A 16815-nucleotide genomic window follows, 5' to 3' on the forward strand; every position below is an offset into this window, starting at 1 on the left:
ATGAAGCACGCGCCCCGAAGATCGAGGGATGCCTTCAGAAACCTTGCTCCCCACCGTGCGGGAGGCCGTGCTCGAACTGCTGCGCGGCCTTCACATCGACACCATCTTCGGCAACCCGGGCTCGACCGAGCTGCCGCTGTTCCTCGACTTTCCGGCGGACTTCCGCTACATCCTGGGCCTGCAGGAATCGGTGGTCGTGGGCATGGCAGACGGCTATGCGCAGGCCACGCACAACGCGGCGTTTGTGAACCTGCACTCGGCTGCGGGTGTGGGCCACGCCATGGGCAACATCTTTACGGCGCACAAGAACCGCACGCCCATGGTCATCACGGCAGGGCAGCAGGCGCGGTCCATCCTGCCGTTCGACCCTTTCCTGTTTTCGGGCCAGGCCACCGAGCTGCCCAAGCCCTACGTGAAGTGGAGCATCGAGCCCGCCCGCGCCGAAGACGTGCCATTGGCCATCGCGCGGGCCTACTACATCGCGATGCAGCAGCCGCGCGGGCCGGTGCTGGTGTCCATTCCTGCGGACGATTGGGACAAGCCCTGCGAGCCGCTGCAGGCGCGCACCGTGAGCACCGAGACGCGCCCCGAGCCGCGCGTGCTGCAGGCCATTGGCGACGCGCTCGACGCCGCGCAGCGCCCGGTCTTCGTGGTCGGCGCCGCCGTGGACCGCGACCGCGCCTGGAATGATGTGCTCGCCCTGGCCGAGCGGCACAACGCCGCCGTGTGGACCGCGCCCATGTCCGGCCGCTGCGGCTTTCCGCAGGACCACCGCCTGTTTGCGGGCGTGCTGCCCGCCATGCGCGAGAAGATCGTGGCGCTGCTGGGCGGGCACGACCTGGTGTTCGCGCTGGGCGCTGCGGCCTTCACGTACCACGTGGAAGGCTTCGGCCCGCATGTGCCACCGGGCGCGCAACTGGTGCAGCTGATCGACGACCCGGGCACCGCCGCCTGGACACCCGAGGGCACCTCGGCCGTGGGCAGCGTGCGCCTGGGTGTGCAGGACTTGCTGGCACGGCCGGCGCCGGCTATGCGCGCCCTGCCCCCGCCCCGCGCAGCACGCCCACGCGCCGAGCCTTCGGCACCGGGCGAGTTGATGAGCGTGCCCTACGTGATGCAGACACTGGCCGAGGTGCGCGATGCCGCATCAGTCGTGGTGGAGGAAGCGCCCAGCTCCCGCGCCGCCATGCACGCCTACCTGCCCATCGTGCAGAGCGAAACCTTCTACACCATGTGCAGCGGTGGCCTGGGCTATGGCCTGCCGGCTGCGGTGGGCGTGGCGCTGGCAAAGCCTGACCGCAAGGTCATCGGGCTCATCGGCGACGGCTCGGCGATGTACTCCATCCAGGCGCTGTGGAGCGCGGCGCAACTCAAACTCCCCATCACCTTCATCATCCTGAAGAACCGCCGCTATGCAGCGCTGCAGGAATTCGCACCCACCTTCGGCTTCCACGAAAACGACAAGCTCGAAGGCACCGACCTGCCCGACCTGGACTTCCTCGCGTTGGCACGGGGACAGGGCTGCGACGCCGTGCGCGTGAGCGATGCGGCCCAGTTGGCGCATGCGCTGCGGCAAGCCCTGTCCCATCCCCGCCCGATCCTCGTGGAGGTGGACGTGGCCTGACGACACCTACCCCGGCACGGCATGAACCGTGCGGCTTTCTGGATACCTCGCACAAGACCCGGAACACCTGGGCACCCACCGGAGACAAACATGCATTCCTTTCCCCTTCGCACCACCCGCCGGCTGCTGGGCACGCTGGCACTGGCCGGCACCGCAGCGGGCCTGCTGCTGCCCGCCACGGCACTGGCCGACACCTGGCCCGCCAAGCCGATCAAGGTCATCGTGAACTTCCCGGCGGGCGGTGCTGCGGACCAGATCGCCCGCGCCGTGACAGTGCCGCTGCAAGCGGCGCTTGGGCAACCCGTCGTGGTCGAGAACCGCGGCGGCGCGGGCGGCAACATCGGCGGCGAGGCGGTGGCCAAGTCGCCGGCAGACGGCTACACGCTGCTCATGAGCTCGGGCGGCATGGTGTCGGTCAACCCGCACCTGTATCCCAAGATGCCGTTCGACCCCACCAAGGACCTGGTCCCCGTGGCCGCCGCTGCGCGGGTGCTGGTGTTCCTCGAGGTCCGGCCCACACTGCCGGTGAACAACATCGAGGAGTTCATGAAGTACATCAAGGCCAATCCGGGCAAGCTGAGCTTCGGCACGCCGGGCAACGGCAGCTCGCCGCACCTGGCAGCCGAGATGCTTAAGGCCCAGGCCAATGTATTTGCGGTGCATGTGCCCTACCGCGGAGCAGCCCCCGCCATGCAGGACCTGCTGGGCGGGCAGGTGGATTTCATGTTCGACCCGGGCATCGGCCTGCAGCACGTGAAGGCCGGCAAGCTCAAGCTGCTGGCCGTGGGCAGCTCCAAGCGCTCGCCGCTGTTCCCGGACGTGCCCACGCTGGACGAGGTGGGCCTCAAGGGCTTCGATGCGGACACGTGGTTCGGCTTCTACACGCCCGCGGGCACACCGCCCGACGTGGTCAGCCGGCTGAACCGCGAGATCAACAAGGTACTGGCCACGCCGGCCGTGAGGGAGCGCATCCACGCGCTGGGCGGCGTGCCCGCGCCCATGTCGCCGGCCGACTTCAATGCCCGCGCCGCCATCGACAGCACGCGCTTTGGTGCGCTGATCAAGGCGCGCAACATCACCGGCGACTGACGGTGTGCGCCGCGGCGCGCGCTCTCGTTGAATGTCCGCGCGCGGCAGTGCGAGATTGCGGATGGTCTACAGTCCCGCGCTTTGCCACAACCCCAGAGGTACCGCCATGGCGCGCAAGCCCCAGATCATCCTGTCGTCGCTCGACGTTGACCGCATCGAGGCCTTGCTGGCCGCGATTCCGGCCAGCGTTTTTCCGGGCAAGGCCGAGCTGCAGGCAGAGCTCGACCGGGCGGACGTGGTCGCGCCCGAAGAGATGCCGCCGAACGTGGTGACGATGAACTCCACCGTGCAGTTCTCCATCCTGGAGACCGGCAAGGAGTTCTGCCTGACCCTGGTCTACCCGCGCGACACCGACGGCAGCGCCGACCGCCTGTCGATCTTCGCGCCCGTGGGCAGCGCCTTGCTGGGCCTGTCGGTGGGCGACGAGCTGGCCTGGCCGGGCCCGGGCGGCAAATCCATGACGGTGCGGGTGAAAGACTTGCTGTACCAGCCCGAAAGCGCTGGCGAACTGCACCGCTGAGGCACCACGGCTGCCCGGATGGCGCCCCGCCCCCGGGGCGCTGGCGCCACACACGGCTTGGCGCTTGCCGTGCGAGCAGTGACAATGGCACCCGCCATGACCACGCCGCCAGACCTGCCGACGCCGCCCGCACCGCGCCCGCCGGAGACTCCTCCGTCCATCGACGCGTTCGATCCGGACTCGACCCTCGCATTCCAGCGGCGCATGGAGCGCGCCCCCGAGTGGTTCTGCTCGTTCCTGGCCGGCAACAGCCGAGAGAAGAGCCGTCTCAAGCGCGAGATGGCGACGATGCGGGGCTCGGTGGTGTGGCTGGTGCAGCAGCGCCGCCAGGGCAACTGGACGGCCGACGAGCGCACGCACCTGCGCGACGTGATGCGCTCGGCCTCGTCCGTCAGCCCCTATCTTTTTATCTGGGTCATTCCCGGATCGATGCTGATCCTGCCTTTCATGGCGTGGTTTCTGGACCGGCAACGCAAGCGCCGGGAGCGCCTGCCGCCCGCCTGAGCGCCCACGCCCCGCGCTAAGCCCAATTGCTGGACACCGCCACCAGCATGCCCGCCCCGACCAGTCCCACCTGCCAGCGCAAGGCCGTGGTCCATGAAGGTACATGCCGCTCCACATGCAGATACAGCTGACGGCCCGCGGCCAGCGACAGCATGAACGCGAGCAGCATGCCCAGGGCATTGAGCACCGGCGACTCCGGCCACAGGCGGCTGACCACTGCATTGACCAGCAGGCACACCGCAAAGTGCACCAGGAACACCGAGTACGACATTTGCCCGAGTTGCACCAGCGGCGCCACGCCCCGCCACGACCGAACGCTGTCGGAGCGCAAGGCCGCCACCAGGCACAACGCAGTGGCCAGCGCCACCAGGATGCGGCCACGGTGGTCGATGGCCAGGGCAACGCCCCCCAGCACCACCATCAGGGCCACCCAGCCTTGCGCACGTGGGGCCTGCACCGCCCAGTAGGCCAGCATGCCCAGGCCGTAAGAGCCAAAAAAGTACACCGCCCACATGTCGAGCTCGGGCATGCGGTTCAGAACCCACAGCGAGGCCGCCATGCCGGCCACGATGGCGCTCTTGGCCAGCAGCGCCGCATGCTGCTGTGCCCGGGCGCCCGGAAACGCGCGCGCGCCGGCCCACACCAGCACACTCAGGGCGAACAGCTGAAAGTCGATGGCCACGTACCAGACCCCAGCCGACAAGGCACTCTCGCCCACGATGTCCTGCAGCAGCAGCGCATTGGCCAGCAGCTGCGCGAGCGTGGGTTCGTCCGGCACGGAGGCATGGTCCAGGCCGGGCCGTACCAGCGCGGCCACGATCACGGTCAGCAGCAGCGCCACCGCATAAGGCACCACCAGCCGCACGAAGCGCTTGGCGATGGCATGGCCCGCGTGGTCAAAGCGCGGCACACCCTGCGGTGCCAGGCTGGAGGCAGCCAGGTAACCGCCCAGCACCAAAAACACTTGCACCGCCATGCGACCGTAGTCGTACAGCCAGCCGATGAGCCCCGGCGCCAAGGGCTGGGCGATGTCCGACATCGGCCCATAAAACGCCAGGTGGTGCCACACGATGGCAATGCACGCCAGGCCTTTGGCCATATCGATGATGGGCGTGCGGGAGATGGGTGAAGACATGCTGGTTGGGGGCCGGGAGGTGAAGGTGCCGCAGGCCGTGCGCCTACAGGCGCACAGGCCAAAAACCTTCTATTGTCCCCTGTGATGGCACAAATGCTCGTCACGTAGGTGTCTGCACCCCGCCCGTACACCGCACCGCGCCTCGGACATGGATAACCCAGCGCACAACCCCGGCATATTCTGAATTTTCAGTAAATACTGAAAATTCAGAAATTACAGGCACAATGCATGGCCATGACCTACATCAACCATCTGCCCCCCCTCAACCGACAGTTCGTCGCCCACTTCGGCGAGATGGGCAGCCGGTGGGGCATCAACCGCACGGTGGGGCAGATGTATGCGCTCATCTTTCTGTCGTCCCGCCCGCTCAATGCTGACGAGATTGCCGAGACGCTGGAGTTCTCGCGGTCCAACGTGAGCATGGGCTTGAAAGAACTGCAGGCCTGGCGCCTGGTCAAGCTCAGCCACCAGCCCGGCGACCGGCGCGAGTATTTCGAGGCGCCCAAGGACGTGTGGGAGATCTTCCGTGTGCTGGCCGAAGAGCGCCGCCGCCGCGAAATCGAGCCCACGCTGTCGATGCTGCGCATGGCGCTGCTCGAAGAACCCGGCACCGACGCGGAGCGCCACGCCCAGGAGCGCATGCGCGAGATGCACGAGCTCATCGACCGGCTCATGACCTGGTTCGACGACGTGCAGCGCCTGGCGCCCGAGACCGCCATGCAGCTCATGGGCATGGGCACCGCGGTGACCCGGGTGCTGGAGTTCAAGGACCGGCTGACGGGCAAGGGCTCGCCGGCCAAGGACAACAAGGGGGCCTGAGGCCATGGACACCTTCATGCTGTCGCGCATCCAGTTCGCGGCCAACATCAGCTTTCACATCCTGTTCCCGACCATCACCATCGCGCTGTGCTGGTTCCTGGTGTTCTTTCGCCTGCGGTACACCGCCACGCGCGGCACGCCGGCGGCCAAGGGCTGGGAGCAGGCCTATTACCTGTGGACCAAGGTGTTCGCGCTCACCTTCGCGCTGGGCGTGGTCTCGGGCATCACGATGAGCTTTCAGTTCGGCACCAACTGGCCAGGCTTCATGGAACACGTGGGCAACATCGCCGGGCCGCTGCTGGGCTACGAGGTGCTCACGGCCTTCTTCCTGGAGGCCACCTTCCTCGGGATCATGCTGTTCGGCCGGGGCCGCGTGTCCGAGCGGGTGCACCTGGTCGCCACGCTGATGGTGGCGTTCGGCACCACGCTGTCGGCGTTCTGGATCTTGAGCCTGAACTCCTGGATGCAGACACCGCAGGGCTACGAGATCATCGACGGCAAGTTCCACGCGGTGGACTGGCTCGCCATCGTGTTCAACCCCTCGTTCCCCTACCGCCTGGGGCACAAGCTGCTGGCCTCCGCGCTGACGGCGGGCTTCCTCATCGCAGGCGTCAGCGCCTGGCAACTGCTCAAGGGCACGGCCACCGAGGGCACGCACAAGGCGCTGCGCACCGCCGTCGCCGCGGTGGCCGTGGCGATCCCTCTGCAGATCCTGATGGGCGACATGCACGGCCTGAACACGCTGCAGCACCAACCCGCCAAGATCGCGGCCATCGAGGGCATCTGGCACACCGAGAAAGGCGCGCCCCTCACGCTGTTCGGCCTGCCCAACGAAAAGGAAGGCCGCACCGACTACGCGCTGCAGATCCCCAAGGCCGCCAGCCTGATCCTGGCACACGACATCGACGCCGAGCTCAAGGGGCTGAACGAGTTTCCGGGTGCCCACCCACCGGTGGCACCGGTGTTCTGGGCCTTCCGCGTGATGGTGGGCATGGGCATGCTCATGCTGGCGGTGGCGTGGGCCAGCGCCTGGGTGCTGTACCGCCGCCGCAGGCAGGCCACCGCCGCCCTGCCCCGCGTGCTGCTGTTCACGCTGGTGGGCATGACATTCTCGGGCTGGGTGGCCACGCTGGCCGGCTGGTACGTGACGGAGATCGGCCGCCAGCCGTACCTGGTCTACGGCCTGTTCAAGACCGCGGACGCCGTGGCCACGCACCCGCCGGGCATGGTCGCGACCACGCTGGGAGCCTACCTCACGGTCTATGTGCTGCTGCTCGTGGCCTACATCGGCGTGATCAAGTACATGTCCGAGCACCCGGCCATGCCCGTACCGGCCGTACCGCCGCCGGCGCAGGCGCCGCTGCCCACACCCCCTGCCGCTTGAGGAGAACCCCATGGAAATGACCCTGGCCCATACGCTGCCCCTGGTGTTCATGGCCGTCATGGGGCTGGCGCTGCTGGCCTACGTGATCCTGGACGGCTACGACCTGGGCGTGGGCATCCTGCTGCCCCTGGCCACCGATGCCGAAAAGGACGTGATGGTCTCCAGCATCGGTCCCTTCTGGGACGCCAACGAAACCTGGCTCGTGCTGGGCGTGGGCGTGCTGCTGATCTGCTTTCCGATGGCGCACAGCGTGGTGCTGTCGGCGCTGTACCTGCCCGTGGCCGCCATGCTGCTGGGGCTGACCCTGCGCGGCGTGGCGTTCGACTTTCGGGTCAAGGCCCGCGATGCGCACAAGGCCACCTGGAACAAGCTGTTTGCCGGTGGGTCGCTGGTCACCACGCTGGCGCAGGGCTGGATGCTGGGCGCGTACGTCACCGGTTTCCAGAACGACGCCTGGGGCCTGCTGTTCTCGGCGGGCATCGCGCTCACGCTGCCGGCGGCGTACGCCATGCTCGGTGTGGGCTGGCTGCTGATGAAGACCGATGGCGACCTGCAGACCAAAGCCGCCACGTGGGGCCAGCGCGTGCTGTGGCCCATGGGCCTGGCGCTGCTGGGCATCTCGCTGGCCACACCGCTGGTCAGCCACACCGTGTTCGCCAAATGGTTCGTGCTGCCCGAGCTGTTCGCGCTGCTGCCGATTCCGCTGGCGTGCGTGGCGGCGTTCTTCGCCATCCGCCACGTGCTGGGCACGCCGCGTGTGGTGCAGGCAGGCTACGGCTGGATCGTGTTCGTGGCCACGGTGCTGATCTTCATGCTGGCGTTCCTGGGCCTGGCCTACAGCATCTACCCGTACATCGTGATCGACCGCCTCACGGTGTGGGACGCCGCCAGCGCACCGGAGTCGCTGGTCGTGATCGGCATCGGCATGGCCATCACGCTGCCGGCGATCATCGTGTACACGGTCTTCATGTACCGGGTGTTCTGGGGCAAGGCGCGGGAGCTGACGTATGGGTTGTGAAGGGTCAGCAATGCAGGCCGCACACCACCAAGACCGTTCGCGCTGAGCCCGTCGAAGCGCCGTGCAAGGCTTCGACAGGCTCAGCCCGAACGGATGGAGGCTGCAGAAGCTGCTCCATCTCGCTACCTCATGGACTCGCCCAACACCCCGCCGCTGCAGCCAGCTCAATATCAATACCGCAAGCTCCCCTCCGCATCCACAATGGCCAGCTCCACATAGGTAGACCCGTTGTGGCTCCTGGGCGAGTACTTGACGTTGAAGCGCCCGAACGAGATCTCGCCCGCGTCTTCCATGGTCTTGGTGAACGACTCGGTGGTCAGGTTGCGGCCGGTGCGGCGCAGGCCCTCCACCAGCAGCCGGGCGTGCACGAAGCCCTCGAACTGCGAGGCCGACGGCTGGGCGTTGGGCGACTTGGCGCGCAGCAGGGCCAGGTACTCGGCCACCACCGGCACGGTGGTGTTGCGCAGCGACGGCATGATCTGCGCCAGGATGATGCCGCGCGCCTTGTCCTTGAGCTCGCGCTGGATCACGTCCATGCTGGCCACCGAAAATCCGTAGTACGCCGGCCGCGCCGCCGTGGCCTGCACGGCCTTGACGAAGCTGGTGAACGTGGTGCCCGCCGTGGCCACGATGACGGCCTGCGGCTGCGCCTTCTCGGCCGCTTGCGCGGCGGCCGCGAAGTCGGGCTGCTTGGGGTCGACCTTGATCTCGGCGACGAACGCGAGCTTTTCTTCGTCGGATGCCTTCTTGAGTTCGGCCAGCAGTGTCTTGCCCAGGCCGTCGTCCTGGTAGAACACCGCCACGCGGCTGATGCCCTGCTGGCGCAGCTGGGACACGATCTTGGTGGCCTCGCTGGCGTAGCCTGCGCGCACGTGGAAGACCAGCGGGTTCAGCGTTTCACGGAACACCGATGCCCCCGTGACCGGGCCGAACAGCAGTGTGCGGTGCTCCTTGATCAACGGCAGGATGGCGGCGGTCTGTGCCGTGCCGGTGCTGTTGTAGATCATGAAGACCTTGTCGGTCTCCAGCAGCTGGCGCGTGTTCTCCACGGCCTTGGCGGTGTCGAAGGCGTCGTCCAGCGTGGTGTAGCGGATCATGCGGCCGTGCACGCCGCCCTGCGCGTTCACGGCGTCGAACATCAGCCGCGAGCCCTCTCCGTACTGCGCCGTCTGCGGGCCCAGGGGGCCGGAGAGCACTGCCGACGCGCCCAGCCGGATCTCGTCGTTCGTCACGCCCTCATTGCGGGCATGCGCGCCCTGGCTGGCACCCAGGGCCAGCAACAGCAGGCCCAGCAAAGTTGAACGAAGCATGGCGCGATCCCCCGCGATGATGGTGAGCAGCACTCGCTGTCCGCGGCGCTGATCTGGTTATGGTTCATCATCATTCACCAGGCCGAGCGGCGCCGTCTATTGGGGGTTTGCCCGGTCCCGATCGGTGCAAAAACCTGCCAGAGCCGCTGCACAAACAGCTGCGCCCGCAGCGCGTGACACGCTGCGGGCGCAGGGGAGATACCAGCGGGCCGACCCCACAGCCGGCCTGACGGGGATGCAGAACTCAGAGCTTGAGGCGGGCGCGGGCGGCCTGGTACTCGGTGCGCAGGCGAGCCACCAGGTCGGCGGTGCTGGTCACGGCGTCGATGGCACCGATGCCCTGGCCGCAGCCCCAGATGTCCTTCCAGGCCTTCTTGGCGTCGCCGCCGAAGTTCATCTTGCTGGGGTCGGACTCGGGCAGGTTGTCGGGGTCCATGCCAGCCGCGCGGATGGACGGCGCCAGGTAGTTGCCGTGCACGCCGGTGAAGAGGTTGCTGTAGACGATGTCGTCGGAGTTGCCGGCCACGATGGCCTGCTTGTACTCGTCGCTGGCACGCGCCTCGTGCGTGGCGATGAAAGCCGAGCCGATGTAGCCAAAATCCGCGCCCATGGCCTGCGCGGCCAGCACCGCGTCACCGCTGGCGATGGAGCCGCTGAGCGCGACGGGGCCGTCGAACCACTGGCGGATCTCCTGGATCAGCGCGAACGGGCTCTTCACGCCCGCATGGCCGCCGGCACCGGCTGCCACGGCGATCAGGCCGTCGGCCCCCTTCTCGATGGCCTTGTGCGCGAACTTGTTGTTGATGATGTCGTGCAGCACGATGCCGCCCCAGGCGTGCACGGCCTGGTTCACATCCTCACGGGCGCCCAGGCTGGTGATGATGATCGGGACCTTGTACTTGGCGCAGACCTGCATGTCGTGGTCGAGCCGGTCATTGCTCTTGTGCACGATCTGGTTGATGGCGAAGGGCGCGGCAGGCTTGTCCGGATTCGCCTTGTTGTAGGCGGCCAGCGTCTCGGTGATCTCGGCCAGCCATTCGTCGAGCAACTCGGCCGGGCGGGCATTGAGCGCAGGCATGGAACCCACGACACCCGCCTTGCACTGCTCGATCACGAGCTTGGGGTTGCTGATGATGAACAGCGGCGACCCGATGACGGGGAGCGAGAGGTTCTGCAAAACGGGAGGCAGTGTGGACATGGCAGCGACTTCCAGGACAAAGAATGGTATTCAAAAAAACCCCTACCGCTTGATAGACAAGCGCTAGCAGCTATTATTTTTATAGCAACCGCCTGGTGCACGGCACAAGGCGGGTCTCCTCACAACACGCGGCATGGTCACGCTGGACCGTGCCGTTCACAGATGCGACAAATCTGTAGATCTGTCGACCTGCCGATCAGAAAGCGTCGAGCGCCAGTTCCGTCACGCTGGCAGCACCTTCGACGATGCTGTCGCGCAGGCCCGGTGCCTTGACCAGGATGTGCTCCGCGTAGAACTGCGCTGTCGTGATTTTTGCCTGCATGAACACGGTGTCCTGTCCCTTGTGCAACAGCTCCTGGGCCACCAGCAGGCTGCGCGCCAGCTGCCAGCCCGCCACGACGTTGCCTGCCAGCATCAGGTAGGGCACGCTGCCCGCGAACACAGCGTTGGGCTGGGTCTTGGTGCCGCCCGCCACGAAGTCGATCACGTCGAGCAGCGCCTTGCGCGCAGCCGTGAGGCGTTTGGCGACGGCCAGGGCGGCCGGGGTGCCGCTGGCCAGCAGCTCGCCTTCGGTGGTCTCGATCTGCGCAGCAATGCCCTTGGCCACCTGGCCGCCATCGCGCGCCGTCTTGCGGCCCACGAGGTCGTTGGCCTGGATGGCGGTGGTGCCTTCGTAGATGGTCAGAATCTTGGCGTCGCGGTAGTACTGCGCGGCGCCGGTTTCTTCGATGAAGCCCATGCCGCCGTGCACCTGCACGCCCAGGCTGGTGACCTCCAGGCTGGTCTCGGTGCTGTAGCCCTTGACCAACGGCACCATGAACTCATAGAACGCCTGGTTCTGCTTGCGCGTGTCGGCGTCCGGGTGGTGGTGCGCGGCATCGAACGCGGCCGCCGCCACGGTGGCCATGGCGCGGCAGCCTTCCACGGTGGCGCGCATGGTCATGAGCATGCGCTTCACATCGGGGTGGTGAATGATGGCCGCGCTGGCGGCCATGGAGCCGTCCACCGGGCGGCTCTGCACGCGGTCCTTGGCGTACTGCACGGCCTTCTGGTAGGCGCGCTCAGAGATCGCGATGCCCTGCATGCCCACGGCATAGCGCGCGGCGTTCATCATGATGAACATGTATTCGAGGCCGCGGTTTTCTTCGCCGACCAGGTAGCCCACCGCACCACCGTGGTCGCCGAACTGCAGCACCGCCGTGGGCGATGCCTTGATGCCCAACTTGTGCTCGATGCTCACGCAGTGCGCGTCGTTGCGCGCGCCCAGCGTGCCGTCCTGGTTGACCATGAATTTGGGCACCACGAACAGGCTGATGCCCTTCACACCCTCAGGCGCACCCGCCACCCGGGCCAGCACCAGATGCACGATGTTCTCGGCCATGTCGTGTTCGCCGTAGGTGATGAAGATCTTGGTGCCGAAGACCTTGTAGCTGCCATCGGCCTGGGGTTCGGCACGCGTGCGCACCAGGGCCAGGTCCGAGCCCGCCTGGGGTTCGGTCAGGTTCATGGTGCCGGTCCACTCGCCGGTCACCAGCTTTTCAAGGTACGTGGTCTTGAGCTCGTCGCTGCCGGCGGTGAGCAGCGCTTCGATGGCGCCGTCGGTCAGCAATGGGCACAGCGCAAAGCTCATGTTGGCGCTGTTGGTCATCTCGATGCACGCCGCACCGATGGTCTTGGGCAGGCCCTGGCCGCCGAAGTCGGCCGGGTGCTGCAGGCCTTGCCAGCCGCCTTCGCCGTATTGGCGAAAGGCCTCCTTGAAGCCGGGGGTGGTGGTGACCACGCCGTCTTTCCAGCTCGACGGGTTCTTGTCGCCTTCGAAGTTGAGCGGAGCCAGCACGCCCTCGTTGAACTTGGCGCACTCTTCCAGCACGGCCTGCGCTGTGTCGAGCCCCGCGTCTTCAAAACCGGGGATCTGCGCGATCTGTTCAATGCAGGCCAGGTGCTCGATGGCGAACAGCATGTCCTTGACGGGGGCGATGTAACTCATGAAAGTCTCCGAGATAGCGGAAAAAACTCAAAAAAAAGGCACCGCAAGCGATGCCTTTTTGCGGGCCAGCGGCGTGCTCAGAGCGCCTTGACCAATTCAGGAACGGCCGTGAACAGATCAGCCTCCAGGCCATAGTCGGCCACGCTGAAGATCGGCGCTTCCGGGTCCTTGTTGATCGCGACGATCACCTTGGAGTCCTTCATGCCGGCCAAGTGTTGGATGGCGCCCGAGATGCCGGCGGCCACGTACAGCTGCGGCGCCACGATCTTGCCCGTCTGGCCCACTTGCAGGTCGTTCGGTGCGTAGCCCGCATCCACCGCGGCGCGCGATGCGCCGATGGCGGCGCCCAGCTTGTCGGCCAGGGGGGTGATGACTTCGTCGAACTTTTCCTTGCTGCCCAGCGCGCGTCCACCGGAGACGATGATCTTGGCGGCGGTCAGCTCGGGGCGGTCGTTCTTGGCGATCTCGCTGCCCAGGAAGGTGCTCTTGCCGGCGTCGGCGGTTGCAGCGGCGGTTTCCACCGCTGCGGAGCCACCAGTGGCGGCAGCAGCGTCAAAGCCCGTGGTGCGCACGGTGATGACCTTCACGCTGTCGGCGCTTTGCACCGTGGCGACGGCGTTGCCGGCGTAGATGGGGCGCTCGAAGGTGTCGGCGGCGACCACCTTGGTAATGTCGCTGATCTGCGCGACGTCGAGCTTGGCGGCCACGCGGGGGGCCACGTTCTTGCCGCTGGCGGTGGACGCGAACAGGATGTGGCTGTAGCTCGAGGCAATGGCCAGCACCTGGGCGGCCACGTTTTCTGCCAGGCCGTGTTCGAGGCCCGGGGCATCGGCATGGATGACCTTGGCGACGCCGGCGATCTGGCCCGCAGCGGCTGCGGCGGCGCCTGCGTTGTGGCCGGCCACCAGCACGTGCACGTCGCCGCCACACGCCACAGCGGCGGTCACGGTGTTGAGGGTTGCGCCCTTGATGGTCGCGTTGTCGTGTTCAGCAATAACGAGTACGGTCATTTCTTGTTCTCCTTAGATGACTTTTGCTTCGTTCTTGAGCTTGTCGACCAGGGCGGCCACGTCGGCCACCTTGACGCCCGCACCGCGCTTGGCGGGCTCGGTCACTTTCAGGGTCTTCAGGCGCGGCGCCACGTCCACGCCGAGGTCTTCGGGCTTGAGGGTATCGAGCTGCTTCTTCTTGGCCTTCATGATGTTGGGCAAGGTGACGTAGCGGGGCTCGTTCAGGCGCAGGTCGGTGGTAATGACCGCTGGCAGTGTGAGCGACAGCGTCTCAGCGCCGCCATCGACTTCACGGGTCACGCTGACCTTGTCGGCCGACAGTTCGACCTTGCTGGCGAACGTGGCTTGCGGCAGGTCGGCCAGGGCCGCCAGCATCTGGCCGGTCTGGTTGGCATCGTCGTCGATGGCCTGCTTGCCCAGGATGATGAGGCCGGGCTGTTCCTTGTCGACCAGGGCCTTGAGCAGCTTGGCCACGGCCAGGGGCTGCAGCTCGGCATCGGTCTCGACCAGGATGGCGCGGTCGGCGCCGATGGCCATGGCGGTGCGCAGGGTTTCCTGGCACTGGGCCACGCCGCAGGACACAGCGATGACCTCGGTCACCAGGCCCTTTTCTTTCAGGCGCACGGCCTCTTCGACGGCGATCTCGTCAAAGGGGTTCATGCTCATCTTCACGTTGGCGATGTCCACACCCGTATTGTCCGATTTGACGCGGACCTTCACGTTGTAGTCCACCACGCGCTTGACAGGGACCAAGACCTTCATTGCTGCGGCTCCTAGAGTTGGTTGAATTGACGTTTACGTAAACTAGAACATTCTATGCCGCGCTGCAGCGAGAGTGCTACGGAGCCGGGACACAGCGTGCAGGATCGAAAAAAAGAACGATCGTGCTTTTTACAGATTATAGGCGACTGCAGCGGCCACTTGTCCAGTGCGGCTGTCGCATGCGGCAACCGGGGTCTGCGTCAGGGCCTACGGAGCCGCACCGGACGGCGCGGAAGGCGTAACCGCAGGCGCCAGGGCCGCAGGCAATGCGCCATCGACCTGCACATGCATGACCCGCTGCGGGTAGGGGATTTCGATTTTGTGGGCGCGCAAAGCCTTCAGGATGGCGCGGTTGATTTCAGAGCGCAGCCCCAGCGACCCGTTCTCCGGGTCGGCGATCCAGAAGCCCACGGTGAACTCCAGGCCATCGGCCCCAAACGCCGACAAGGCCACGCTGGGAGCAGGGTCGCGCAGTACGCGGCTGCTGGCCAGCGCGGCCTCGGCAAGCAGGCCGGTGGCAAGGTCCACATCGGTCTCGTAAGCCACGCTGACCACCGTGGAGAGCCACACCCGCGTGTCGGCCAGCGACAGGTTCTCGACCCGCTGGATGATCAGCATCTCGTTGGGCACGATTGACTCGCGGCCCGTGGACGAGCGCACCACGGTGTAGCGCGCCCTGATGTCGGTGATGCGGCCTTCGAAATTGTCGACGCGCACGTTGTCGCCGATGCGCATGCTGCGTTCGGCCAGGATCACGAAGCCGCTCACGTAGTTGGACGCGAGCTTTTGCAGGCCAAACCCCAGCCCCACGCCGATGGCGCCACCCAGCACAGACAGTGCGGTCAAGTCGATCCCCACGGCCGACAGCGCCATGATCAGGCCCACGAAAATCAGCAGCGCCCGCACCGCGTTGCTCACCGCCTTGCGCAGCGACAGCTCGGCGCCCGTGGCGGCACGCAGCAGGCGCGCCTCGATGGCGGCCGATATCCACAGCGCGATCAGCAGCACCGCGCCTGCGGTGAGCGCCCCTTCGATGAGAGTGCGCACCGACAGGTTGGAGCCACCGACCTTCCAGTGGATCTGGTCCAGCTCCTCCAGCACCAGCGGCAGCAGGCCCGTGACCCACAGCACCATGCCCAGCCAGGCCACCCAGGAAATCGATCGCTCGATGGGCCGCACCCAGGTGGCGTCCGGGTACGCGGCCTGCAGCACCTTCACGCCGATGCGGATCACCACCAATGACACCAGCACCGGAATCGCCACCCGGAACACCGCCAGCGGCATCCAGTGCATCAACGAGGTGCGGGCCACGTAGGCCAGGCTCAGCAGCGCCAGCGGGAACAGCGCTCCGTCGATGACGCGGGTGCCGAACAGGATCGACCGCGGGTCCCCGTGGTGCAGCCCGCGCTGCAGCAGCGTGACCAGCCACCAGGCCAGCCCCACGCAGGCCACCAGCGCGGCCAGCTCCACCAACACCGTGGGGCGCACAAAGGCCTCGGCCCAGCGCCCCAGGCCGTCCAGCATCAAACTTGCGTCTACAGCCATGGTGTTCACTGCTTCCATTCAGGCTGGCGCTTGTCGGCAAAGGCGCGTGCGCCCTCCTGCGCCGCGGCGTCCATCATGTTCGTGGCCATGGCCTGGCCCGCCAGCTGGTAGGCGGCGTCCATGCCCAGTTCGCGCTGCTGGTACACCAGCGCCTTGCCCATGGCCACGGCCACGCGGGGCTTATTCAGGATGGCCTGCACCAGCTGCTCGACTTCGGCATCCAGCGCGTCGGCCGGCACCACCCGGTTGACCAGCCCCTGCGCCAGCGCGGTGGGCGCGTCGATGAAGTCGCCCGTCAGCAGCATCTCCATCGCCCGCTTGGCCGGCACATTGCGCACCAGCGGCACGCTGGGCGTGGCGCAGAACAGGCCGTAGTGGATGCCGCTGGTGGCAAAGCTGGCGGTGTCGGCCGCCACGGCCAGATCGCACTGCGCCACCAGCTGGCAACCCGCCGCGGTGGCCATGCCCTGCACGCGCGCAATCACCGGCACCGGCAGCTTGTGGATGGTGAGCATCATGCGGCTGCATTGGGCAAACAGCTTTTGGTAGTAAGCCAGCTCGGGGTTCGCGGCCATGTCCTTCAAGTTGTGGCCCGCGCAAAAGGCCTTGCCCGCTGCAGCCAACACCACCACCCGCACCGACTCGTCGCGGCCCGCGGCATCCAGCGCCTGCTGCAGCGCGGACAGCATCTCGGTGCCCAGCGCGTTGAAGCGGGCCGGGTCGTTCAGGGTCAGGGTGACCACGCCGCGCGCATCGCGGGTGGCCAGCAGCAATTGTTCAGAGTTCAAGGTCGTCATATCTTTTCTATTCATAGACAGCGAGCGTCAAACCAAGCACGCTGCCATGCCAGCGCCACCGTGGAACTGGCTCCGCCAGGCCACGGGTGGCGTCCCCTCAGGGGGAAGACGCC

The 16815-nt window shown here is 66.7% G+C and carries 15 protein-coding genes; 7 read left to right on the forward strand and 8 right to left on the reverse strand.

Translation table 11 applies throughout. From position 1 onward, the window contains the following. The first annotated feature begins 28 nt into the window (after positions 1–28). The 4 genes from mdlC (at position 29) to ASF16_RS17880 (ending at position 3737) form a co-directional block, all read left to right on the forward strand. A complete protein-coding gene (mdlC, locus tag ASF16_RS17865) occupies positions 29–1624 on the forward strand; it encodes a benzoylformate decarboxylase (protein ID WP_056170286.1) in 1596 nt (531 codons plus the stop codon). A 90-nt stretch (positions 1625–1714) separates the two neighbouring features. After that, positions 1715–2713 carry a tripartite tricarboxylate transporter substrate binding protein gene (locus ASF16_RS17870; RefSeq protein ID WP_056170288.1) on the forward strand — a complete coding sequence of 333 codons (999 nt, stop codon included), beginning with the start codon at positions 1715–1717 and terminating at the stop codon, positions 2711–2713. Between the two features lie 106 nt (positions 2714–2819). After that, positions 2820–3233 (forward strand): nucleoside diphosphate kinase regulator, encoded by a 414-nt coding sequence (rnk, locus tag ASF16_RS17875; protein WP_056170292.1) that lies wholly within the window; start codon positions 2820–2822, stop codon positions 3231–3233. Positions 3234–3317: 84 nt separating this feature from the next. Then, positions 3318–3737: a hypothetical protein gene (locus ASF16_RS17880; protein WP_369817169.1), complete on the forward strand. Its 420-nt coding sequence runs from the start codon at positions 3318–3320 to the stop codon at positions 3735–3737. A 16-nt stretch (positions 3738–3753) separates the two neighbouring features. On the opposite strand, the gene ASF16_RS17885 is transcribed toward ASF16_RS17880, so the two are convergent. Beyond that, positions 3754–4872: an acyltransferase gene (locus ASF16_RS17885; protein WP_056170294.1), complete on the reverse strand. Its 1119-nt coding sequence runs from the start codon at positions 4870–4872 to the stop codon at positions 3754–3756. A 234-nt stretch (positions 4873–5106) separates the two neighbouring features. Between ASF16_RS17885 and ASF16_RS17890 the strand changes: the two genes are divergently transcribed. From ASF16_RS17890 to ASF16_RS17900, 3 genes are read left to right on the forward strand one after another with little or no spacing between them, the layout of a single operon-like run. Next, positions 5107–5691 (forward strand): GbsR/MarR family transcriptional regulator, encoded by a 585-nt coding sequence (locus ASF16_RS17890; protein ID WP_056170756.1) that lies wholly within the window; start codon positions 5107–5109, stop codon positions 5689–5691. A 4-nt stretch (positions 5692–5695) separates the two neighbouring features. Further along, positions 5696–7075, forward strand: a complete 1380-nt coding sequence (locus ASF16_RS17895; protein ID WP_056170296.1) for a cytochrome ubiquinol oxidase subunit I — start codon at positions 5696–5698, stop codon at positions 7073–7075. Positions 7076–7091: 16 nt separating this feature from the next. Next, positions 7092–8093, forward strand: coding sequence for a cytochrome d ubiquinol oxidase subunit II (locus tag ASF16_RS17900; protein ID WP_369817176.1), 1002 nt, complete (start codon positions 7092–7094; stop codon positions 8091–8093). A 170-nt stretch (positions 8094–8263) separates the two neighbouring features. Here ASF16_RS17900 and ASF16_RS17905 read toward each other — a convergent pair whose 3' ends face one another. The 7 genes from ASF16_RS17905 to ASF16_RS17935 all read right to left on the reverse strand — a co-directional run bounded on the left by ASF16_RS17905 (position 8264) and on the right by ASF16_RS17935 (position 16702). Next, the gene (locus ASF16_RS17905; RefSeq protein WP_056170757.1) at positions 8264–9403 is read right to left on the reverse strand and encodes an ABC transporter substrate-binding protein; all 1140 of its coding nucleotides are present in this window, start codon (positions 9401–9403) and stop codon (positions 8264–8266) included. A gap of 244 nt (positions 9404–9647) precedes the next feature. After that, positions 9648–10601, reverse strand: coding sequence for a nitronate monooxygenase family protein (locus ASF16_RS17910; protein ID WP_056170301.1), 954 nt, complete (start codon positions 10599–10601; stop codon positions 9648–9650). Between the two features lie 196 nt (positions 10602–10797). Further along, positions 10798–12588: an acyl-CoA dehydrogenase gene (locus ASF16_RS17915; RefSeq protein ID WP_056170304.1), complete on the reverse strand. Its 1791-nt coding sequence runs from the start codon at positions 12586–12588 to the stop codon at positions 10798–10800. A 77-nt stretch (positions 12589–12665) separates the two neighbouring features. Beyond that, positions 12666–13598: an electron transfer flavoprotein subunit alpha/FixB family protein gene (locus ASF16_RS17920; RefSeq protein ID WP_056170308.1), complete on the reverse strand. Its 933-nt coding sequence runs from the start codon at positions 13596–13598 to the stop codon at positions 12666–12668. Between the two features lie 12 nt (positions 13599–13610). Further along, positions 13611–14360 carry an electron transfer flavoprotein subunit beta/FixA family protein gene (locus ASF16_RS17925; RefSeq protein ID WP_056170310.1) on the reverse strand — a complete coding sequence of 250 codons (750 nt, stop codon included), beginning with the start codon at positions 14358–14360 and terminating at the stop codon, positions 13611–13613. A 207-nt stretch (positions 14361–14567) separates the two neighbouring features. Beyond that, positions 14568–15905, reverse strand: a complete 1338-nt coding sequence (locus tag ASF16_RS17930; RefSeq protein WP_056170760.1) for a mechanosensitive ion channel family protein — start codon at positions 15903–15905, stop codon at positions 14568–14570. Positions 15906–15910: 5 nt separating this feature from the next. Then, positions 15911–16702, reverse strand: coding sequence for an enoyl-CoA hydratase (locus ASF16_RS17935; RefSeq protein WP_056170313.1), 792 nt, complete (start codon positions 16700–16702; stop codon positions 15911–15913). Between the last annotated feature and the right edge of the window lie 113 nt (positions 16703–16815).

Origin of the sequence: Acidovorax sp. Leaf78 (assembly GCF_001422735.1) — a bacterium.
GTDB lineage: Bacteria > Pseudomonadota > Gammaproteobacteria > Burkholderiales > Burkholderiaceae_C > Acidovorax.